Genomic DNA, 20,816 nt, shown 5'->3' with positions numbered 1-20,816 from the left:
TGCTTGACACGTCGCAGCGGAGCAGCGGACTAGTCTGGCTCCATGTTGCGCATAGGACTCACAGGGGGCATTGCTGCCGGAAAATCGGTGGTCGCGCGTCGGTTCGGGGAGCTCGGCGCCGTCGTCGTGGATTCGGACCTTCTGGCGCGCGCAGTGGTCGCGCCCGGAACGGACGGTCTCGCCGAGATCGTGGAAGCCTTCGGTTCCGGGATCCTCGCTGCGGATGGAACCCTCGACCGTCCTGCCCTCGGGCGACTCGTCTTCGTGGACGCCGCCGCGCGCGAACGCCTCAACGCGATCGTGCACCCGCGTGTGAGGAGGGGCGCAGCGGAACTCATCGAGCAGGCCCCGGGGGATGCCGTCGTCGTCGAGGACATCCCCCTCCTGGTCGAGACGGGTCAGGCAGCGCGTTTCCACCTCGTCGTCGTCGTGGATGCGCCCGATGCCCTGCGGATCGAGCGGATGGTGCATGAACGGGGGATGGAGCGCCCTGACGCCGAACAGCGCATCGCGGCCCAGGCATCGCGCGACCAGCGGCTGCGCGAAGCCGACGCCGTTCTTCCGAACGACCGTCGGCTCGATGATCTCCTCGCCTCGACGGATGCCCTGTGGAACGGGCGGATCGAGCCGTTCCGGGCGAACCTCGCCGCAGGCCGGCCTGCTCACGGCCGCGGTGTCCCCATGGACGCGGCGGGCCTGGCGGGTACGCGCGGACTCGGGCGCCGCGTGCGGTACAAGCTTGCAGCAGCACTTCCGACCGGTGTGTCCTTCGGCGGCGACGACGTCGCCGGCCCGCCCGACGACGCGTCACGAGCCGAAATCCACGTCATGCCGAGGGACGCCGATGATGTCGTGATCGTGAGCAGGGCGGTGACCTCGGCAGGTTTCCCGCGCGTCCTCGACGCTGTCGAAGGCCGCCGGGGGGACTGGGCCGTCCACAGGACTGCCGATCCCGCGGTCGACGTCACGGTGCTCGTGGCCGTCCCTCCGGCAGCGGACTGAGGACCGGAGAGGCGCCCGCGGGCGCCTTTCAGCCGCCAGCAAATCCGCGGAGAAGTGTCACCGGCACGGGCTACCTTTAACGCATGAGTCTTGCGCAGGATATCAAGCGTGTCGTGGCGCCGTTCGAGGTCATCAGCGAGTACCAGCCCGCGGGTGATCAGCCCACGGCGATCAAGGAACTGGCGGATCGCATCAACGCCGGGGAGAAGGACGTCGTCCTGCTCGGCGCCACCGGTACCGGCAAGAGCGCGACGACGGCCTGGCTCATCGAGCAGGTCCAGCGCCCCACCCTGGTCATGGTGCAGAACAAGACACTCGCGGCGCAGCTCGCCAACGAGTTCCGGGAACTGCTGCCCAACAACGCGGTCGAGTACTTCGTCTCCTACTACGACTACTACCAGCCCGAGGCGTACGTCCCCCAGACGGACACCTTCATCGAGAAGGACTCCTCCATCAACGAGGAGGTCGAGCGGCTGCGCCACTCCGCCACCAACGCGCTCCTGACGCGCCGCGACGTGATCGTGGTCGCCACCGTCTCCTGCATCTACGGTCTCGGGACCCCGGAGGAGTACATCAACAAGATGGTCACGCTGCGCCGCGGTGACCAGATGAACAGGGACGAGCTGCTCCGGCAGTTCGTCGGCATGCAGTACACGCGCAACGACATCGACTTCCACCGCGGCACGTTCCGCGTCCGCGGGGACACCGTCGAGATCATCCCGATGTACGAGGAGCACGCCCTCCGCATCGAGTTCTTCGGGGACGAGGTGGAGAACATCTACACGCTCGATCCCCTCACGGGCAACGTGATCCGCGAGGAAGAAGAGATGTACGTCTTCCCGGCGTCGCACTACGTGGCGGGGCAGGACCGCATGACGCGAGCCATCAAGGACATCGAGGACGAGCTGCAGCAGCGGCTCGCCGAGCTCGAGTCCCAGAACAAGCTGGTCGAGGCGCAGCGCCTGCGGATGCGCGTCACCTACGACCTCGAGATGATGCAGCAGATGGGGTTCTGCAACGGCATCGAGAACTACTCGCGGCACATCGACGGGCGCGGTCCGGCCTCCGCGCCGCACTGCCTCCTCGACTACTTCCCGGACGATTTCCTGCTGGTCGTCGACGAGTCCCACGTGACCATTCCGCAGATCGGCGCGATGTACGAGGGTGACTCATCCCGTAAGCGGACGCTCGTCGACCACGGGTTCCGGCTCCCCTCCGCCATGGACAACCGGCCGCTGAAGTGGGATGAGTTCCTCGAGCGCATCGGCCAGACGGTCTACCTCTCGGCAACGCCGGGCAAGTACGAGCTCAGCAAGGCCGACGGCTATGTGCAGCAGATCATCCGGCCCACCGGTCTGGTCGATCCGGAGATCGTCGTCAAGCCCACGAAGGGACAGATCGACGACCTGCTGGGGGAGATCCGCCAGCGCGTCGCCGTCAACGAGCGGGTGCTCGTGACCACCCTCACGAAGCGGATGGCCGAGGACCTCACGGGATACCTCCTGGAACACGGCGTCAAGGTGGAGTACCTCCACTCCGACGTGGACACGCTGCGCCGCGTCGAGCTCCTGCGGGAGCTTCGCATGGGGACGTTCGACGTCCTCGTCGGCATCAACCTCCTCCGCGAGGGCCTCGATCTTCCCGAGGTGTCACTGGTCAGCATCCTGGACGCGGACAAGGAAGGCTTCCTGAGAAGCACGACGTCGCTGATCCAGACCATCGGCCGTGCCGCCCGCAACGTCTCGGGGCAGGTCCACATGTACGCCGACCGCATCACCGATTCGATGGAGCGGGCGATCGACGAGACGAACCGGCGTCGCGCCATCCAGGTCGCTCACAACCTCGAGCACGGGATCGATCCGACCCCGCTGCGGAAGCGGATCGCGGACATCACGGACACCATCAACCGGGAGGATGCCGACACGCGTGCGCTTCTCGAGGAAGCCGGCAAGAGCCGGAAGCCGAAGAAGGGCGCGGGGCACCGCGAGGGACTCGCCTCGGTGCCTGCCGAGGACCTGACGGACCTCATCCAGCAACTCACGGACCAGATGCACACCGCAGCGGCCGAACTGCAGTTCGAGCTCGCAGCCCGCTTGCGCGACGAGGTCGGCGACCTCAAGAAGGAACTGCGGCAGATGCAGTCCGCGGGGCACGCCTGACCGTTGCGGTAGCACGCCTCGCCGCCGATCGGGTGAGGAACAGGGCCGAAAGGTCAAGGAAGCCGGCGGATGTGTCCAGCGGACAGGCACATTCGTCGGCTTCTGTGCTGCCCGGGTACCATTGACCGAACGTAGGGGAGTATCCCACGCGCTATGGACGTCAGCACGCAGGGCATCGTCGCCCTGCCGGACATAGCGGTCGGCCGGCCAGAAGCCACGGCGGAGAGACTTACGGCAATCCTCGGCACCCTTCGGAAGGTACTCCATGCCCGCATTACCCCTCGCATTCGAGATCGGCACGTTCGTCGTGCTCGGGCTCATCCTGCTGTTCGACCTGCTGCTCGTGGTCAAGCGGCCCCACGAGCCCTCGATGAAGGAAGCCGGTCTCTGGGTCGCGTTCTACGTGGGCCTCGCACTGGTGTTCGCGGCGCTGATGTTCGCCTTCACCGGACCGGAATACGGGGGGCAGTTCGTAGCCGGCTGGATCACGGAGTACAGCCTGAGTATCGACAACCTGTTTGTCTTCATCATCATCATGGCGCGCTTCTCGGTGCCGAGAAAGTACCAGCAGGAAGTGCTGATGGTGGGCATCATCATCGCGTTGATCCTGCGAGGGATCTTCATCGCACTCGGTGCCGCCGTCATCGAGAACTTCAGCTGGATCTTCTACATCTTCGGCGCCTTCCTCCTGTACACCGCCTACAAGCAGGCCACGGACTCCGGCGAGGACGAGGAACACGCGGGCGACAACAAGCTCATCTCGAAGCTCCGCTCGGTGCTTCCGATGTCCGAGTCGTACGACGGCAACAAAGTCCGTACGGTGGTCGACGGCAAGAAGGTCTTCACGCCGATGCTCATCGTCTTCGTGACGATCGGTCTGACCGACCTGCTGTTCGCCGTCGACTCCATCCCGGCGATCTTCGGCCTCACCCAGAGCGCTTTCATCGTCTTCACCGCGAACATCTTCGCCCTCATGGGACTTCGCCAGCTGTACTTCCTGCTCGGTGGGCTGATGACGCGCCTCATCTACCTGAAGCACGCCCTCTCCGTCATCCTCGCCTTCATCGGCGTGAAGCTCATCCTCCACGCGATGCACGTCAACGAGCTGCCCTTCATCAACGGTGGCCAGCACATCGAGTGGGCTCCCGAGATCCCGACCTTCGTGTCACTCGCCGTGATCATCGCGACCATCGTCGTCGCCGTCATCGCCAGCCTGATCCGATCCCGGTCGCTCGAGCAGGCCGAGGCACGCTCGGACAAGGCCACCGACGGCTCGTCCTCCGCTGTCGACGAAGGGCTCGACCAGGCTGCGGACGAGGCAGGCGCGAAGGATCCGCGTCACTAGTCGTGAACGCCGACGAGGAGTTCCTTCCTCGCCGTGACAGGCAGAAGGACCCCGCACATCGTGCGGGGTCCTTCTGTCTCCGGGGGCTGTCTCTGGAGCGCTCCGCGCGACTGCTGAGGAGCCGCTAGCGGCGCGTCATGGAGAGCAGGCGATCGAAGATCGCCTCGCCGTCGTCCGCGATGCCGTCGTGGTGGAACTCGTCCGTCTCCCATACCTCGAGGTTCCGAACAGTCGCCGCCGTTGTCAGTGACAGGTCCCTGTCGACGTAGATGTCGTGGCGGTAGACCGCGGCCGCAACGGGAACGATGTTGGTCGCCAGCACATCGGTGTCGTAGAGCGGGCCCCAGTCGTCCTTGTCAGCGAGGATATCGGCGACGGCCCGAAGGGGCCGCAGGGCGGGGTCCTCCTCGAAGTACCAGGGGTAGACCATCTCGCCGGTCAGCAGGACCTGACCGGCGTCCTCGCGGAACTGCGGGTACTCGCCGAGCACACGCTGCGCGGACCACGACGAGGCGAAGCCCTGGCAGTAGATCGATTCGTGCAGGAGGGCGTAGAGCGGCTGCGACGCCCTGCTGACGACCGCGTGGACCTGCTCGAGGAACGCCGCTGAGAGTCGGGGGCCGTGGGCAGTCCGGATGAAGGCGTCCTCGAGCAGGTAGTGCAGTCCGTGGATCCTGGTGTTGCCGCCGAGGAAGGAACCCACCATCTGGAACCGCCGCGCCGTGAGCCGGTCCCCGCCGGGTAGGTATTCCTCGACGCCGTCCAGGTGGCGGGCTATGCGGGTGACGAGTTCACGGTCCTCCGGGTACAGCGCGAAGTACTCGGCGTTGCGTTCCTCGACCCGGGCGAACGTCGCACGGTAGACCTCGTCCGGCCGCCCGGACAGGGGCGCGAGCCCTCCTGTGATCAGTGCGCGCTCGATACCCTGCGGCGCGAGCGACAGGTAGGTGAGTGTGCAGAAGCCGCCGTAGCTCTGACCGAACACGGTCCATCGGCCGATACCGAGACGTTCCCGGATGAGTTCTGCGTCGGCCACGATCGAATCCGCTCGGAAGTGGGTCAGGTACTCCGCCTGCGCCTCGGCCGACGGCAGCGAGCCCAGCGTCGCGGCATCGGCGGGCGTCGACAGACCGGTGCCCCGCTGGTCGAGCATCAGGATGCGGAACTCTCGCGCCGCCGCTTTCATCCAGCCGGAGAGCTGCGTCGCGCGGACGCCTCGCCCGCCCGGTCCGCCCTGGAGGAACAGGAGCCAGGGGAGGGCTGCGACGTCGTCGTCGCTGTGCTCGAGGGAGGAGTACTCGCGGGCGAACACCTCGATCGTGGGGGAGTGGCGACCCGCGTGGTCCAGCGGCACGCGGAAGCGGTGCGCCGTCGACCGCAGTCCGCGCATGACCGCCGTCCGGCCCCTGGTGTGGTCCTCACAGGGGTCCGTGTCACCCGCCGCGCCGCCGCGATGCTGATCCGCTCGGGTCTCGTCCGCGGACTGCGCCGCCGGTGGCTTCACAGGGCGGCTACGTCGGCGAGGGCATCACCCGTCAGCCTGAAGGTGCTCCACTCCGACTGTGCGCGCGCGCCGAGGCTCTCATAGAAACGGATCGATGGCTCGTTCCAGTTGAGCACGGACCACTCGACCCGGGCATAGCCGCGCGTGGTCGCGATCTTCGCGAGGTTGGCGAGGAGCGCCTTGCCCACGCCGGCTCCGCGCGCCTCCGGGCGGACGTAGAGGTCCTCGAGATAGATGCCGTTGACGCCCTCCCAGGTCGAGTAGTTGAGGAACCAGAGGGCGAATCCCTGGACCTGACCCCGTGCCTCGGCGACGTGCGCGTAGATGGTGGGCCGGTCGCCGAACAGCGCGTCCTGCAGGGAGGTGACGGTGTTCTTCACGGCGTCCGGCTCGCGTTCGTAGATCGCGAGATCATGGATGAGCTGGAGGATGACCGGAACGTCTGCGGGACGTGCTTCTCGAATGGTGTTCATGCCTCAAGCCTAGTCAAGCGCGGCCCGCCCTCGACTAGGTCCGAGCGCCGATGCCAAGGCGTCAGGCTGCTACCGGCGCCCCGACACCGAGAATCCGGATCACAGGAGTGCCCGCCTCGTCGGACGCCGCGAGGTCGACCTCGGCGTTGATCCCCCAGTCGCCGTTGCCCTCGGGGTCCTTCAGGATCTGGCGCACCTTCCACGCTCCCGGCATCTTGGTGATCAGCAGCAGGTCGGGGCCGCGCGCCTCGGGGCCGTCGTCGATGTCCTCGTAGTCACCGAAGTACCCGTCCATGGCATCGGCCCAGCTGTCCGCCGTCCATCCCGAGTCGGCGTCGAGCGCACCGAGTGCCTCGTCCTGCTCGTCGGCGAACAGCTTCACGCGCTGGAACATCTCGTTGCGCACCATGACCCGGAACGCCCGCTCGTTGGACGTCACCGACGGTGGCTCCTCCGGCAGGTCGACGGCTTCCGCCGCTGCACCCGGTGCTATTCCGGCCGCCAGCTGGGTCCACTCGTCCAGAAGGCTGCTGTCCACCTGACGCACGAGTTCGCCGAGCCACTCCATGATGTCGCTGAGGTCCTCGCGGAGCGCCTCGACCGGAACGGTGTGACGCAGCGCCTTGTAGCAGTCGGCGAGGTACCGCAGGAGGATGCCCTCGGAACGGGTGAGTGCGTAGAACGCGACGTACTCACCAAAACTCATCGCCCGCTCGTACATGTCACGCACCACGGACTTCGGCGCGAGTTCGAAGTCGCCGAGCCATGGCGCGGACGCTCGGTACACGTCGAATGCCTGCTGCAGCAGTTCCTCGAGCGGCTTCGGGTAGGTGACCTCCTCGAGACGGGCCATCCGGGCGTCGTAGTCGATGCCCTCGGCCTTCATCGCCGCCACGGCCTCGCCGCGTGCCTTCTTCTCCTGCGCGTTGAGGACCTGACGTGGCTTCTCGAGCGTGGCCTCGATGACGGACACGACGTCGAGCGCGTAGCCCGGAGCCTCGGGGTCGAGGATCTCGAGGCTTGCCAGGGCGAAGGGCGAGAGCGGCTGATTGAGGGCGAAGTTCGCCTGCAGATGCACCTTGAGCCGGACCTGCCGGCCGTCCGGCTCCGGTTCCGGCAGCTTCTCCACGATCCCCGCCGCGACGAGCTCGCGGTAGATGCCGATCGCGCGGCGCATGAGGCGCAGCTGCGAGGCCCGTGTCTCGTGGTTCTCGGTCAGTAGCCGCTTCGCTGCCGTGAAGGGATCGCCGGGTCGCTCGAGGAGGTTCAGGAGCATCGAGTGGCTGACGGTGAACGACGACGTCAGGGGGTCCGGGATGCTCTCGACGAGCCGTTCGTACGTCGGCCTGCCCCAGGAGACGAATCCCTGCTGGGGCTTCTTCCGCACAACCTGACGCAGCTTCTTCTGGTCGTCGCCGAATTTGGACACGGCCTTCGCCATGGCCTTGGCGTTCTCCACGACGTGCTCGGGTGCCTGTACGACGACGGTGCCCGCGGTGTCGTAGCCCGCACGACCCGCGCGGCCCGAGATCTGGTGGAACTCGCGGGAGTTGAGCAGGCGGGTGCGGACGCCGTCGTACTTGCTGAGGGCAGTCAGGAGCACTGTGCGGATGGGCACATTGATCCCGACCCCGAGGGTGTCGGTACCACAGATGACCTTCAGCAGACCGGCCTGCGCAAGCTGCTCGACCAGACGCCTGTACTTCGGCAGCATGCCCGCGTGGTGTACGCCGATGCCGTGACGCACCAGCCTGTTGAGGGTCTTGCCGAACCCGGACGAGAACCGGAACGTCGCAATGAGCTCCGCGATACGGTCCTTCTCCTCGCGCGTGCAGATGTTGACGCTCATCGGGTTCTGGGCGCGCTCGATGGCCTCGGCCTGGCTGAAATGCACCACGTAGACAGGAGCCTGCCGGGTGGACAGCAACTCCTCGAGGGATTCCTGCACCGGCGTCTCGACGTAGTAGAAGTGCAGCGGGATGGGGCGTTCTACGGACGTGACGGTCGCCGTCTGACGGCCTGTGCGGTCCGTGAGGTCCTTCTCGAAGCGCGTGACGTCGCCGAGGGTCGCGGACATCAGCAGGAACTGTGCCTGGGGCAGTTCGAGCAACGGGACCTGCCACGCCCAACCCCGCTGCGGGTCGGAATAGAAGTGGAATTCGTCCATCACCACGGTGTCGACGTCCGCTTGGGCGCCCTCGCGCAGGGCGAGGTTTGCGAGGATCTCGGCGGTGCAGCAGATGATCGGTGCGTCCTGGTTCACACCGGAGTCCCCGGTGATCATGCCGACGTTCTCGGGCCCGAAGATGTCGCAGAGCGCGAAGAACTTCTCGGACACGAGGGCCTTGATCGGCGCGGTGTAGTAGCTCGTGCGGCCCTCGGCGAAGGACTTCAGGTGCGCTGCGATCGCGACGAGGGACTTTCCCGATCCGGTGGGTGTCGCCAGGATCACGTTGTTGCCGGAGACGAGCTCCATCGCCGCCTCGTCCTGGGCGGGGTAGAGCGCGAGCCCACGGGCCGTCGCCCAGCCCGTGAAGGCTTCGTAGACGGCATCGGCTGGGGGTCGGCCGTCGTCGTGCCGGGGCAGGTGCTCTTGAATCCTCATGGTCCGTTCAGCCTACCGGTGGCCGGGGCACGGCCGCGCTCCGGCGGCGTTAGGGTGGACCATGCGCTGGGACCCTGGAACGTACCTCCGCCATGCTGGCCTTCGGGGCCGGCCGTTCTTCGACCTGGTGGGGAGGATCGACCACCCGTCGCCGCGGAGCGTCGTGGACCTCGGGTGCGGGACCGGCGCATTGACCGAGGCGCTCGCGCTGCGGTGGCCGGACGCCGCGGTCGTCGGCGTCGATTCGAGTGCCGACATGATCGGCGCAGCCCGGCAGCGGCAGGCGCCCGCCAACCTGACGTTCGAGCAGCAGGACCTCCGGGAGTACCGGCCCGGTGGCGACGACGTCGTCGTGACGAACGCGGCCCTTCAGTGGATTCCCAAACATCAGGAACTCGTTGCCGCGTGGGCGGAGGCGATCCCGGTGGGGGGATGGCTCGCGCTGCAGGTTCCCGGCAACTTCTCGGCCCCGTCCCACGCCCTGATGCGCGAGCATGCCGCGAGCGCCCGGTGGGCGCCCCTCCTGCAGGGCGTGCTGCGTCACGACGATGCCGTGGGCGAACCCTCCGACTACCTCGGGATCCTGCTGTCCGCCGGTCTCGACGCCGATGTCTGGGAGACGACGTACCAGCAGGTGCTCCAGGGTGAGGACGCCGTGCTGGACTGGGTGCGCGGTACAGGGTTGCGTCCGATCCTGGACGTGCTGTCAGCCGGGGAGACGGAGGAGTTCGAGGCCGGATACGGGGACATGCTGCGCCGCGCGTACCCCCGGACGGCGATCGGCACGGTGTTCGGCTTCCGCCGCATCTTCGCGGTCGGGCACCGGGCTGCCTGAACGGCCCGTCCGGCCCTCCTGGCCGTCGTCCGTGCTCCTACCAGCCGCGCTGCTTCCATTCCTCGAGGGACCCGCGTTCTGCGCCGAGGGTGGTCCCGTTGCCGTGACCGGGGTGGACGACGGTGTCGTCCGGCAGGTAGTCGAAGACGCGGGTGACGACGTCGTCGTAGAGCGACGCGAAGCGATCCGGATCGCCCTGCGTGTTGCCGACGCCGCCGGGGAACAGCGAATCGCCCGTGAAGAGGTGGGCCGGGCCGTGCGGATCGCGGTAGAGCAGCGCCACGGAGCCCGGAGTGTGCCCGCGCAGGTGGATCGCCTCAAGCTCGAAGCCCTCGAAGGACCCGACGTCGTGGTGCCGCAGCGGGACGTCCGTGGGAACCTCGATGTCCGCGACGTCGTCCTCCCCGGCGGCGGTGCGCGCCCTCGTGACGTCCTTGACCTCGGCGAGGGCCCGGACGTGGTCCCAGTGCGAGTGCGTCGTGACGATCAGCGCCACGCGGGCCTCGGCATCGGTGTCCGCCTGAGCGTCCGCGAGGAGCGAGAGGATCGCGGGGGCGTCGTCGGCGGCGTCGATCAGTACCTGGGCACCGCTCGACTTGGACGTCAGCACGTAGATGTTGTTGTCCATCTCGGACACGGAGATACTGCGGATGGTGACTTCGCTGAGGTCATGCATGAGCCAAGTCTAGGCAATGCGACCGTGCCGCACGCCGCGTGATTGCACCAGCCCGCGCCGGCACAGGCGCCCGGGAAAACGGGACGACGGTAGGGTGCAGGTACACCCGGACCACCCGGCCCGGTGTGCGACGACGTGGGAGGGGTGAGGCGTGGAGCAGGACGTTCCGCGATGGCTGAGGCTCGACGGTACGAGCTCCGTTCCTCCATTCGAGCAGATCAAGCAGTCGATCCTGGCCGCCGCGAACTCGGGGAAGGCTGCCGCGGGCACCCGGCTGCCGCCGGTGCGGACTTTGGCCGCACACCTCGGCATCGCCGCCAACACCGTGGCCCGTGCCTACCGCGAACTCGAGCAGGCCGGTGCCGTCGAGACCAGGGGCAGAGCGGGAACCATCATCACCGCCGGGGGCGACGACGCCCGTCTGCGGGTCGCCGCCGCGGCTGCCGACTTCGCCGCCGTCGTGGCTGCCACCGGCCTTCCGGAGAGCGACGCGGTCGCTATAGTGCGCGCGGCATTGCGCCGAGCGTGAACGGCGGCCGCGCGCGCGCCAGAACTGTGCGGCTGGGCCGCTATTCGAATATGTCTTCGAACGTCATTTCACTTACAGTGGTCTGGTGTCTATAGCAAATTCTCTTGAGCAGCACGCCCGCAACCCGGAGCCCGCTCCCCAGGACCTGTCCCGGCTGATCGTCAAGGGCGCACGCGAACACAATCTGCGGAACGTCGACCTCGACCTCCCGCGGGACGCCATGATCGTCTTCACCGGGCTGTCCGGGTCCGGCAAGTCGTCCCTCGCATTCGACACCATCTTCGCGGAGGGACAGCGGCGCTACGTCGAGTCGCTCTCGGCCTATGCCCGCCAGTTCCTGGGGCAGGTGGACAAGCCCGACGTCGACTTCATCGAGGGTCTCTCACCCGCCGTCTCGATCGACCAGAAGTCGACGAGCAAGAATCCGCGGTCGACCGTCGGTACCATCACCGAGATCTACGACTACATGCGCCTCCTGTGGGCGCGCGTCGGCCGCCCCCACTGCCCCGTGTGCGGCGAACCCGTTGCAAAGCAGACTCCCCAGCAGATCGTCGACCAGCTGCTCGAGCTCGATGAGGGCACCCGATTCCAGGTCCTCGCCCCGGTGGTCAGGGCGCGCAAGGGCGAGTTCGTGGACCTCTTCCAGGAGCTCACGGCCAAGGGCTATTCCCGTGCTCGCGTGGACGGCAAGCTAGTCCAGCTGAGCGATCCCCCGAAGCTGGGCAAGCAGTACAAGCACACCATCGAGGTCATCATCGACCGCCTCGTGGTCAAGGGCGGCATCCAGCAGCGACTCACGGATTCCGTCGAGACCGCGCTCAAGCTCGCCGACGGGCGCGTCCTCGCCGAGTTCGTCGACCTCCCCGAGGATGACGCGAAGCGCCTGCACGCCTTCTCCGAGCACCTCGCATGCCCGAACGAGCATCCCCTGGCTATCGACGAGATCGAGCCGCGCTCGTTCTCCTTCAACAATCCCTTCGGTGCGTGCCCGGCCTGCACCGGTATCGGCACGAAGCTCGAGGTCGACGAGGAGCTCGTGGTTCCCAACCCGGACCTGAGCCTCGCCGAGGGCGCGATCGCGCCGTGGTCGCTCGGAACGGCGACCCTCGAGTACTGGACCCGCCTGCTCGAGGGACTCGCCTCCGAGCTTAACTTCGACATCACCACGCCCTGGCGCAAGCTGCCGGACCGTGCCCGGGAAGCGGCGCTCTACGGCAAGGACCACAAGGTGGTCGTGCAGTACAAGAACCGGTTCGGCCGCGAGCGCAAGTACAGCACGGGCTTCGAGGGTGCCATCCAGTACATCCAGCGCAAGCACGCGGAGACGGAGTCCGACAACGCACGGGACCGGTACGAGGAGTACATGCGGGAAATCCCGTGCCCCGCCTGTGGTGGCGCGCGGCTCAATCCCGCGTCACTGTCCGTACTCATCAACGGGCGCTCCATCGCCGAGGTGTCGGCGATGCCCATGCGCGACTGCGCGGAGTTCCTCGACAACCTCGTGCTCACCGGTCGCGAGGCGCAGATCGCCAACCAGGTCCTCAAGGAGATCCAGGCACGCCTGACCTTCCTCCTCGACGTCGGGCTCGAGTACCTGAACCTCGAGCGCGCGTCGGGAACGCTGTCGGGCGGAGAGGCGCAACGCATCCGGCTCGCCACACAGATCGGTTCAGGGCTCGTCGGGGTGCTCTACGTCCTCGACGAACCCTCGATCGGGCTGCACCAGCGTGACAACCGGCGACTCATCGAGACCCTCACGCGCCTGCGGAACCTGGGCAACACGCTCATCGTCGTCGAGCACGACGAGGACACCATCGCCGAGGCCGACTGGATCGTGGACATCGGACCCGGTGCCGGCGAGCACGGCGGTGAAGTGGTGCATTCCGGCCTCCTCGAGGACCTCCTCACCAACGAGAAGTCACTGACCGGCGACTACCTTTCCGGCCGGCGGAAGATCGAGATCCCGACGAAGCGGCGCAAGATCGACCGATCCCGCCAGCTCAAGGTCGTCGGCGCGCGCGAACACAACCTGACCAACGCCGATGCCACGATCCCGCTCGGCGTGATGACGGCCGTCACCGGCGTCAGCGGGTCAGGCAAGTCGACCCTGGTGAACGACATCCTGTACAAGGTGCTGGCGAACAAGCTCAACGGCGCGAAGCAGGTAGCCGGACGGCACAAGCGCATCGACGGGCTCGAGCATCTGGACAAGGTCATCCACGTGGACCAGAGCCCTATCGGCCGCACCCCCCGATCGAACCCGGCCACCTACACGGGTGTGTTCGACAACATCCGGAAGCTCTTCGCCGAGACCACCGAGGCGAAGGTCCGCGGGTACCTGCCGGGCCGGTTCTCCTTCAACGTCAAGGGCGGGCGCTGTGAAGCCTGTTCCGGCGACGGGACGCTGAAGATCGAGATGAACTTCCTGCCCGACGTGTACGTCCCGTGCGAGGTGTGCCACGGCGCGCGCTACAATCGCGAGACGCTGGAGGTGCACTACAAGGGGAAGACCATCGCCGACGTCCTCGACATGCCGATCGAGGAGGGCGCCGAGTTCTTCGCCGCCTTCAGCCCGATCGCGCGGCACCTGAACACCCTCGTGGAGGTCGGCCTGGGCTATGTGCGCCTCGGCCAGCCCGCCACGACGCTCTCGGGCGGGGAGGCGCAGCGCGTGAAGCTCGCCAGCGAGCTGCAGAAACGTTCGAACGGACGCAGCATCTACGTACTCGACGAGCCGACCACGGGCCTGCACTTCGAAGACATCCGCAAGCTCCTCCTGGTCCTGCAGGGCCTCGTGGACAAGGGCAACACCGTCATCACCATCGAACACAACCTCGACGTGATCAAGAGCGCGGACTGGGTCATCGACCTCGGGCCGGACGGCGGTTCGGGCGGCGGACAGATCATCGCGACCGGCACTCCGGAGCAGGTGGCCAAGAACGAGCGCAGCTACACCGGCACCTTCCTCAGGGAGATCTTCGAGAAGGACGCCGTCTAGCTGCCGCCGCAGTTCGAATATAACCGGGAGGGCATGCGTGATGCATGCCCTCCCGGTGCTATGGCAAGCTTGCCCGGTGGCAAATATGCATTCGCTGATACTCTTCGACCTCGACGGGACCCTCGTCGACCCCGCAGGAGCGATTACCGGAGGTATCAGCGCCGCCCTGCAGAGCCACGGCTTCCCGGTGCCCGATGACGAGTCGCTGCAGGCCATGGTCGGGCCGCCGCTGCTCGAATCATTGACGAAGCTGGGCGGGGTGCCGTCGTCGCGCGTGCACGAGGTGGTGACGACCTACCGGTCGGGGTACCTCGCGGAGGGCCTGACGCAGAGTCGTCCGTACCCGGGTATCGCGCGGTGCGTGCAGGCCCTGGTGGACGCTGGCGCCGTCGTCGCTGTCGCTACCCAGAAACCCGAGTGGCTCGCCGAGGAGCTGCTCGAGGTGCAGGGTCTCCGGCACCTCTTCGCGTCGGTTCACGGCTCCCCACGCGACGAGACCGCGGCCGGCGGCGGAAAGGGACCCATCATCCGCGCCGCGCTGGAGCACCACCGGGCGGCGACCGACCGAGCGATCATGGTCGGCGACCGGCACCACGACGTCGAGGGTGCGCGTGTTAACGGCCTCGAGTGCATCGGTGTCGGATGGGGGTTCGCGGCCGCAGGCGAGCTGGAGCGCGCCGGAGCCACCGCCGTCGTGGACACTGCGGATCGGCTGCTGGAGGTGCTCCGTGGGGGTCTATGACCTGACGCGGACCACGACGCGCGGCCTGATCGCCGGTCTCTGCCGGCCCACCGTCGAAGGGCTGCAGAACGTGCCGGCGGACGGGCCCTTCATCGTCGCGCCGAACCACCTGTCCTTCCTCGACAGCGTGCTGGTACAGGCACTCATGCCTCGTCCCGTCGCGTTCTTCGCGAAGGCGGAGTACTTCACGGGCTCCGGGGTGAAGGGCGCCCTCATGAGATCGTTCTTCGAGGGCGTCGGATCCATCCCCGTAGAGCGTGGCCAGCAGGCTGCGAGCGTCCAGGCGCTGAAGACGCTGCTCGATCTGCTGGAACAGGGTGACGGCGTCGGCATCTATCCGGAGGGCACCCGGTCGCGGGACGGTCGGCTGTACCGGGGGAGGACAGGCGTCGGCTGGCTCGCGCTGACGACAGGTGCGCCCGTGGTGCCCGTCGGACTGGTGGGAACGGATGCCCTGCAACCCGCGGGCAAGAAGGGCATCCGGCCGCAGCACTTCACGATGCGCATCGGCGAGCCCCTCGTCTTCGCGAAGACGGGGCCCGGGCATCCGCTGCCCGCCCGCCGAAGTGCCACGGACACCATCATGGACAGCATCGCTGCCCTGACCCGCCAGGAGCGCGTGGCGCACTACAACCAGAGCCCCGCAGCCGAATAGTCCGCGCTGCGCGGCGGTCCGCGAGGCGGCAGGGAACCTGCGTCAGCGGTCAGCGGAAACCTACCCGGGCGTCAGGGTGTGTCACTGCCCAGCCCTAGGATTGAAGGTGTGGCGAACCCAGTAACATACCGGCCGAAGACAGGCGAGATCCCGACCGAGCCCGGCGTGTACCGTTTCCGCGACGAGCACGGCCGGGTCATCTACGTCGGCAAGGCCAAGAATCTCCGGTCCCGACTGAACTCGTACTTCGCGAACCCCCAGGGTCTGCTGGCCAAGACACGCAGCATGGTCTTCACCGCGGCGAGCGTCGAGTGGACGGTCGTCGGGAGCGAACTCGAAGCGCTCCAGCTCGAGTACACGTGGATCAAGGAATTCGATCCCCGCTTCAACATCATGTTCCGTGACGACAAGTCATACCCGTACCTGGCCGTCACTATGGGGGAGAAGTACCCACGTGTGCAGGTCATGCGTGGGGACAAGAAGAAGGACACGCGCTACTTCGGCCCGTTCTATCCCGCGAAGGCCATCCGCGAGACGGTCGACACCATGATCCGGGTGTTCCCCGTCCGCACCTGCAGCGCCGGCGTCTTCAAGCGCGCCGAACGGACCGGGAGGCCGTGCCTGCTCGGCTACATCGACAAGTGTTCCGCGCCGTGCGTCGGTCGTATCAGCCCTGAGGACCACAAAGCACTCGCAAGCGACTTCTGCGACTTCATGGGCGGGGAGGCGAAGAAGTTCATCTCCGGGCTCGAGAGGAAGATGGGTGAGGCGGTCGCGGAGCTCGACTACGAGTCGGCAGCGCGCCTGCGCGACGACATCGCCGCGCTCCGCCGGGTGTTCGAACGCAACACCGTCGTGCTGAGCGAGGACACCGACGCGGACATCTTCGCGCTGAAGGAGGACGAACTCGAGGCCGCGGCCCAGGTCTTCCACGTCCGCGGCGGCAGGATCCGCGGCCAGCGCGGTTGGGTCGTCGAGAAGGTCGAGGACATGGACACGGCCGACCTCGTGGAACACCTGCTCCAGCAGGTCTACGGCGAGGGCAGCAGCAGCAACGACCAGATTCCCCGCGAGGTCCTCGTCCCTGTCATGCCCAGCAACGAGGATCAGATGCTCGAGTGGCTGCGGGGGCTGCGCGGCGCCAGGGTCGATGTGCGGGTACCGCAGCGGGGTGACAAGGCCACGCTCCTCGGCACCGTGGAGCAGAACGCCGCGGACGCCCTCCGCCTCCACAAGAGCCGCCGTGCGGGCGACATCACGACCCGCTCCGCCGCCCTCCAGGAGCTGCAGGAAGCGCTCGACCTCCCGCAGCCCCTCATGCGCATCGAGTGCTTCGACATCTCGCACGTGCAGGGCACCAATGTCGTGGCGTCGATGGTCGTCGTCGAGGACGGCCTCCCGCGCAAGTCCGAATACCGGAAGTTCTCTATCACCGGTGACGCGGCGCGCGATGACACCGCCTCCATGTACGACGTCATCTACCGGCGCTTCCGCAACTACCTCGCCGGCAAGTCCGGGGAGCAGCGCGACGCCGCAGCGCCGGATCCCGACGTCGACCCCGTCGATGACGAGGCGTCGGTCCTCGAGCACCCGGACGTGGACGAGCAGGGGGAGCCGGTGAAGGACACGACGACGGCTATCGCGCGCAACCGGTTCGCCTACCCGCCGAACCTGGTCGTCGTCGACGGCGGGCCTCCCCAGGTGGCCGCCGCAGCCCGCGCGCTCGAGGACCTCGGCATCGACGACGTCTTCGTGATCGGTCTGGCCAAGCGCCTCGAGGAGGTGTGGGTGCAGGACAGCGAGTTCCCGGTGATCCTGCCGAGGGCCTCCGAGGGTCTCTTCATGCTGCAGCGGATCCGTGACGAGGCGCACCGTTTCGCGATCACGTTCCACCGCCAGAAGCGCGGCAAGTCGATGACTGCCTCGGCGCTCGACGACATTCCCGGGCTGGGGCCGGCCAGGCGCAAGGCCCTCCTCAAGCAGTTCGGCTCCGTCAAGAAGATCCGTGCAGCCACCGTCGAGGAGCTCGTCGAGGTACCAGGGGTGGGTCCGGCCCTCGCCGAGACCATCCGGGCCGCACTCGCCGTCGAATCCGCCGATGCACCCGCCCCCGCCGTGAACATGACCACGGGCGAGATCATCGAAGATTAGCTAGGCTGAAGGCGCGGCCGCAGGCGCGCCGTCGAGACGCACACACCAGGGCACCCGGGAGACCCGGGACATCCCGACGAGCCGGAACGGATGCACCACGATGACTGAGGCCACGAGCCTGACTCCGGTCAAGCCCACCGAGTCCGAGCTGCTGGTGGTGACCGGCATGTCGGGTGCCGGGCGCAGCACGGCCGCGAACGCGCTCGAGGACCACGGCTGGTACGTCGTCGAGAACCTGCCGCCGCAGATGCTCACCACGCTGACCGAGCTCGTGGCGCGGACGCCACAGTCCATCCCGAAGCTGGCCGTCGTGATCGACGTGCGCGGCAAGGAGCTCTTCAGCGATATCAAGGCCTCCCTGGCCGGGCTCCGGGCCGCAGGCGTCGACTACAGGGTGCTCTTCCTCGACGCGGACGACGCGGTGCTCGTGAGGCGTTTCGAGCAGGGCCGCAGACCGCATCCGCTGCAGGGTGACGGCCGCATCCTCGACGGCATCGCAGCGGAACGCGAGGTGCTCAAGGAACTGAAGCAATCGTCCGACGTCGTGATCGACACCTCCGACCTCAACGTGCATGCCCTGGCGACCAGCGTCACCGAGCTGTTCTCCGAGTCCGGCCCCATCGTCCTCCGCCTCAACGTCATGAGCTTCGGGTTCAAGTACGGGCTGCCGGTGGACGCCAACTACGTGGCGGACGTCCGTTTCATCCCCAATCCGCACTGGGTTCCCGTCCTGCGGCCCCAGACGGGACTGGATGCACCGGTGCGCGACTACGTCCTGGGTGCCCAGGGAGCGAGCGACTTCATCGACCGCTACGTGCATGCCCTCGTCCCTGTCCTCGACGGCTACCGGCGGGAGAACAAGCACTACGCCACCATCGCGGTGGGGTGCACGGGCGGGAAGCACCGCTCGGTCGCGGTGACGGAGGAGATCGCGCAGCGGCTGGCCCAGCTGCCGGGAGTGCAGGTCGCCGCACACCACCGCGACCTCGGGCGTGAGTAGTGGCCCTCTTCTCGGGTCCGTTGCCCCTCATCCCACCTGCGGCCCGCACGAGGGGTGAGGGACAGGGCGCTGCCCCGTCCGTCGTGGCACTCGGGGGTGGGCACGGTCTTTCCGCCTCCCTGTCCGCGCTGCGCCTCCTGACGCAGGAGTTGACGGCCGTCGTGACCGTGGCGGACGACGGCGGCTCCTCCGGCCGGCTCCGCCACGAGCTCGGGGTGCTGCCTCCCGGAGACCTCCGCATGGCTCTCGCCGCACTGTGCGACGACACGGATTGGGGCAGGACCTGGCGCGACGTGATGCAGCACCGGTTCGCGTCCCGGGAGGGGATCGAGGGCTCGCTGGACGACCATGCCATGGGCAACCTGCTGATCGTCACCCTCTGGGAACTGCTCGGTGATCCGGTGGCCGGCCTGCAGTGGGCGGGTGCGCTGCTCGGAGCACGTGGCCGGGTCCTCCCGATGGCCAGTGTGCCCCTGACGATCGAGGGTGACGTGCTCAGCGAGGTCCAGGGCTCACTGCGCGTCAGGACGGTCACCGGGCAGGCGAAACTGGCGGTCGCGGCGGAGACCGGCAACGTGAGCAATGTGCGCCTGCTCCCCGCCGCCGCCCCCGCGTGCCAGGACGCCCTGGAAGCCATCGAGCTCGCGGACTGGGTGATCCTCGGGCCCGGCTCCTGGTACACGTCGGTGCTGCCCCACCTGTTGCTTCCGGAGCTCCGCAGTGCGCTGTGCCGTACGTCGGCCAAGCGCTGCCTCACGATGAACCTGAGCAACGACACGAAGGAGACCCAGGGCATGAGCGCCGTCGACCACCTCAACGTGGTCTCGCGGTACGCGCCCGACTTCACGGTCGACGTCGTACTCGCCGACCCCGCCGTCATCGGGGACCGTTCGGAGTTCGAGACCGCCGTCGCGGGCATGGGCGGACGCGCGGTCTTCGGTACAGTGGGGGTTTCGACCGGTAAGCCCGTGCATGATCCGCTGCGGCTGGCGACGTCCTACAACGACATGTTTGGGGAGAACTAGGAGTGTATCTGTGGCCCTGACCGCCGACGTCAAAGAGGAGCTTTCCCACCTCGACGTCAAGAAGTCCTCGGTCCGCAAGGCCGAGGTGGCCGCGCTGCTGCGGTTCGCCGGAGGTCTCCACATCATCTCCGGCAGGATCGTGATCGAGGCGGAGGTCGACCTCGCATCGACGGCGCGCCGCCTGCGCGCGGCCATCGCGGAGGTCTACGGCCACAACAGCGAGATCATCGTCGTCACGGGTGGTGGCCTGAAGCGCGGCAACCGCTACGTCGTGCGGGTCGTGCGCGACGGCGAATCCCTGGCTCGCCAGACCGGGCTGCTGGACAGCCGCGGCCGTCCCGTCCGCGGGCTGCCCTCGGCGGTCGTGAACGGTTCGACGGCGGACGCCGAGGCCGTCTGGCGCGGAGCCTTCCTCGCACATGGCTCGCTCACCGAGCCCGGACGTTCATCCTCCCTCGAGGTCACCTGTCCCGGGCCGGAATCGGCGCTCGCGCTCGTGGGGGCGGCCCGGCGGCTCGACATCGCCGCGAAGGCAAGGGAGGTCCGCGGAGTCGATCGCGTGGTCATCCGGGACGGCGACACCATCGCCGCACTGCTGACGCGCATGGGTGCGCATGACGCGCTGATGGTGTGGGAGGAACGCCGCATGCGGAAGGAGGTGCGCGCGACGGCGAACCGCCTCGCCAACTTCGACGACGCGAACCTCCGCCGGTCCGCCCAGGCCGCCGTCGCCGCCGGAGCACGCGTGGAACGAGCGCTCGAGATCCTGGGCGAGACGGTGCCCGAGCACCTGCGCTACGCGGGGGAGCTGCGGGTCGCCCACAAACAGGCGAGCCTCGACGAACTCGGCCGCCTCGCGGACCCGGTGATGACCAAGGACGCCATCGCCGGACGCATCCGGCGGCTGCTGGCCATGGCGGACAAGCGGGCGTCGGACATCGGCATCCCGGGGACCGATGCGAATGTGACCCCGGACATGCTCGACGAGTGAATGAGTGCATAGGATGGAACAACAAGCCCGTTTCTGATCGAGCGGGGACGCCTGCGGTCCGGGCCCCGAAAGGGCTATGGGCTGCGCAGGCGCTGTGATCACTACATGGAGGACTACGTGAGCGAA

The 20,816-nt window shown here is 67.5% G+C and carries 16 protein-coding genes; 12 read left to right on the top strand and 4 right to left on the bottom strand.

Features of this window, described 5'->3' with window-relative positions; translation table 11 throughout:
* Nucleotides 1-42: 42 nt before the first annotated feature.
* The 3 genes from coaE to FDK12_RS08790 all read left to right on the top strand — a co-directional run bounded on the left by coaE (nt 43) and on the right by FDK12_RS08790 (nt 4,506).
* Nucleotides 43-1,002: a dephospho-CoA kinase gene (coaE, locus tag FDK12_RS08800; protein WP_137369242.1), complete on the top strand. Its 960-nt coding sequence runs from the start codon at nt 43-45 to the stop codon at nt 1,000-1,002.
* A gap of 83 nt (nt 1,003-1,085) precedes the next feature.
* Nucleotides 1,086-3,161, top strand: a complete 2,076-nt coding sequence (gene uvrB, locus FDK12_RS08795) for an excinuclease ABC subunit UvrB (protein ID WP_137369241.1) — start codon at nt 1,086-1,088, stop codon at nt 3,159-3,161.
* Nucleotides 3,162-3,426: 265 nt separating this feature from the next.
* Entirely contained in the window at nt 3,427-4,506 is a 1,080-nt protein-coding gene (locus FDK12_RS08790) for a TerC family protein (protein WP_137369240.1), read from the top strand.
* A gap of 124 nt (nt 4,507-4,630) precedes the next feature.
* Here FDK12_RS08790 and FDK12_RS08785 read toward each other — a convergent pair whose 3' ends face one another.
* The 3 genes from FDK12_RS08785 to FDK12_RS08775 all read right to left on the bottom strand — a co-directional run bounded on the left by FDK12_RS08785 (nt 4,631) and on the right by FDK12_RS08775 (nt 9,088).
* A complete protein-coding gene (locus FDK12_RS08785; protein WP_137369418.1) occupies nt 4,631-5,896 on the bottom strand; it encodes an alpha/beta fold hydrolase in 1,266 nt (421 codons plus the stop codon).
* Nucleotides 5,897-6,006: 110 nt separating this feature from the next.
* The gene (locus FDK12_RS08780) at nt 6,007-6,483 is read right to left on the bottom strand and encodes a GNAT family N-acetyltransferase (RefSeq protein ID WP_137369239.1); all 477 of its coding nucleotides are present in this window, start codon (nt 6,481-6,483) and stop codon (nt 6,007-6,009) included.
* A 61-nt stretch (nt 6,484-6,544) separates the two neighbouring features.
* The gene (locus FDK12_RS08775; RefSeq protein WP_137369238.1) at nt 6,545-9,088 is read right to left on the bottom strand and encodes a DEAD/DEAH box helicase; all 2,544 of its coding nucleotides are present in this window, start codon (nt 9,086-9,088) and stop codon (nt 6,545-6,547) included.
* 61 nt (nt 9,089-9,149) lie between these two features.
* On the opposite strand from FDK12_RS08775, the gene FDK12_RS08770 reads away from it, so the two are divergent.
* Complete coding sequence (locus FDK12_RS08770; protein WP_137369237.1) at nt 9,150-9,923, top strand: trans-aconitate 2-methyltransferase; 774 nt, start codon at nt 9,150-9,152, stop codon at nt 9,921-9,923.
* 37 nt (nt 9,924-9,960) lie between these two features.
* On the opposite strand, the gene FDK12_RS08765 is transcribed toward FDK12_RS08770, so the two are convergent.
* Complete coding sequence (locus tag FDK12_RS08765; protein ID WP_137369236.1) at nt 9,961-10,599, bottom strand: MBL fold metallo-hydrolase; 639 nt, start codon at nt 10,597-10,599, stop codon at nt 9,961-9,963.
* Between the two features lie 151 nt (nt 10,600-10,750).
* Between FDK12_RS08765 and FDK12_RS08760 the strand changes: the two genes are divergently transcribed.
* The 8 genes from FDK12_RS08760 (at nt 10,751) to whiA (ending at nt 20,690) form a co-directional block, all read left to right on the top strand.
* Nucleotides 10,751-11,128 (top strand): GntR family transcriptional regulator, encoded by a 378-nt coding sequence (locus tag FDK12_RS08760; protein ID WP_104117322.1) that lies wholly within the window; start codon nt 10,751-10,753, stop codon nt 11,126-11,128.
* A gap of 85 nt (nt 11,129-11,213) precedes the next feature.
* On the top strand, nt 11,214-14,126 hold the full coding sequence (gene uvrA / locus FDK12_RS08755; protein WP_137369235.1) for an excinuclease ABC subunit UvrA: 2,913 nt from the start codon (nt 11,214-11,216) through the stop codon (nt 14,124-14,126).
* Nucleotides 14,127-14,211: 85 nt separating this feature from the next.
* Nucleotides 14,212-14,868 (top strand): HAD hydrolase-like protein, encoded by a 657-nt coding sequence (locus FDK12_RS08750; protein ID WP_223263215.1) that lies wholly within the window; start codon nt 14,212-14,214, stop codon nt 14,866-14,868.
* Nucleotides 14,855-15,523 (top strand): lysophospholipid acyltransferase family protein, encoded by a 669-nt coding sequence (locus FDK12_RS08745; protein ID WP_137369233.1) that lies wholly within the window; start codon nt 14,855-14,857, stop codon nt 15,521-15,523. Before FDK12_RS08750 ends, FDK12_RS08745 begins: the two co-directional genes overlap by 14 nt.
* 108 nt (nt 15,524-15,631) lie before the next feature.
* Nucleotides 15,632-17,674 (top strand): excinuclease ABC subunit UvrC, encoded by a 2,043-nt coding sequence (gene uvrC / locus FDK12_RS08740; protein ID WP_137369232.1) that lies wholly within the window; start codon nt 15,632-15,634, stop codon nt 17,672-17,674.
* A 100-nt stretch (nt 17,675-17,774) separates the two neighbouring features.
* Nucleotides 17,775-18,674: an RNase adapter RapZ gene (rapZ, locus tag FDK12_RS08735; protein ID WP_137369231.1), complete on the top strand. Its 900-nt coding sequence runs from the start codon at nt 17,775-17,777 to the stop codon at nt 18,672-18,674.
* Nucleotides 18,674-19,699 carry a uridine diphosphate-N-acetylglucosamine-binding protein YvcK gene (locus FDK12_RS08730; protein ID WP_137369230.1) on the top strand — a complete coding sequence of 342 codons (1,026 nt, stop codon included), beginning with the start codon at nt 18,674-18,676 and terminating at the stop codon, nt 19,697-19,699. The genes rapZ and FDK12_RS08730 overlap by 1 nt, the downstream gene beginning before the upstream one ends.
* 10 nt (nt 19,700-19,709) lie before the next feature.
* Nucleotides 19,710-20,690 carry a DNA-binding protein WhiA gene (gene whiA / locus FDK12_RS08725; protein ID WP_104117315.1) on the top strand — a complete coding sequence of 327 codons (981 nt, stop codon included), beginning with the start codon at nt 19,710-19,712 and terminating at the stop codon, nt 20,688-20,690.
* The last annotated feature ends 126 nt before the right edge of the window (nt 20,691-20,816 follow it).

It is taken from the genome of Arthrobacter sp. NamB2 (assembly GCF_005281365.1).
In the GTDB taxonomy this organism is placed as follows: domain Bacteria; phylum Actinomycetota; class Actinomycetes; order Actinomycetales; family Micrococcaceae; genus Arthrobacter_D.
Note: the sequence above shows the minus strand (reverse complement) of the source record. Positions and strands in the feature narration are given on the sequence as shown.

What these genes read in the sequence shown, in the direction of transcription:
- coaE (WP_137369242.1), top strand. Translation starts at nt 43, where the DNA reads ATGTTGCGCATAGGACTCACAGGGGGCATTGCTGCCGGAAAATCGGTG.
- uvrB (WP_137369241.1), top strand. Translation starts at nt 1,086, where the DNA reads ATGAGTCTTGCGCAGGATATCAAGCGTGTCGTGGCGCCGTTCGAGGTC.
- FDK12_RS08790 (WP_137369240.1), top strand. Translation starts at nt 3,427, where the DNA reads ATGCCCGCATTACCCCTCGCATTCGAGATCGGCACGTTCGTCGTGCTC.
- FDK12_RS08785 (WP_137369418.1), bottom strand. Translation starts at nt 5,896, where the DNA reads ATGCGCGGACTGCGGTCGACGGCGCACCGCTTCCGCGTGCCGCTGGAC.
- FDK12_RS08780 (WP_137369239.1), bottom strand. Translation starts at nt 6,483, where the DNA reads ATGAACACCATTCGAGAAGCACGTCCCGCAGACGTTCCGGTCATCCTC.
- FDK12_RS08775 (WP_137369238.1), bottom strand. Translation starts at nt 9,088, where the DNA reads ATGAGGATTCAAGAGCACCTGCCCCGGCACGACGACGGCCGACCCCCA.
- FDK12_RS08770 (WP_137369237.1), top strand. Translation starts at nt 9,150, where the DNA reads ATGCGCTGGGACCCTGGAACGTACCTCCGCCATGCTGGCCTTCGGGGC.
- FDK12_RS08765 (WP_137369236.1), bottom strand. Translation starts at nt 10,599, where the DNA reads ATGCATGACCTCAGCGAAGTCACCATCCGCAGTATCTCCGTGTCCGAG.
- FDK12_RS08750 (WP_223263215.1), top strand. Translation starts at nt 14,212, where the DNA reads ATGCATTCGCTGATACTCTTCGACCTCGACGGGACCCTCGTCGACCCC.
- rapZ (WP_137369231.1), top strand. Translation starts at nt 17,775, where the DNA reads ATGACTGAGGCCACGAGCCTGACTCCGGTCAAGCCCACCGAGTCCGAG.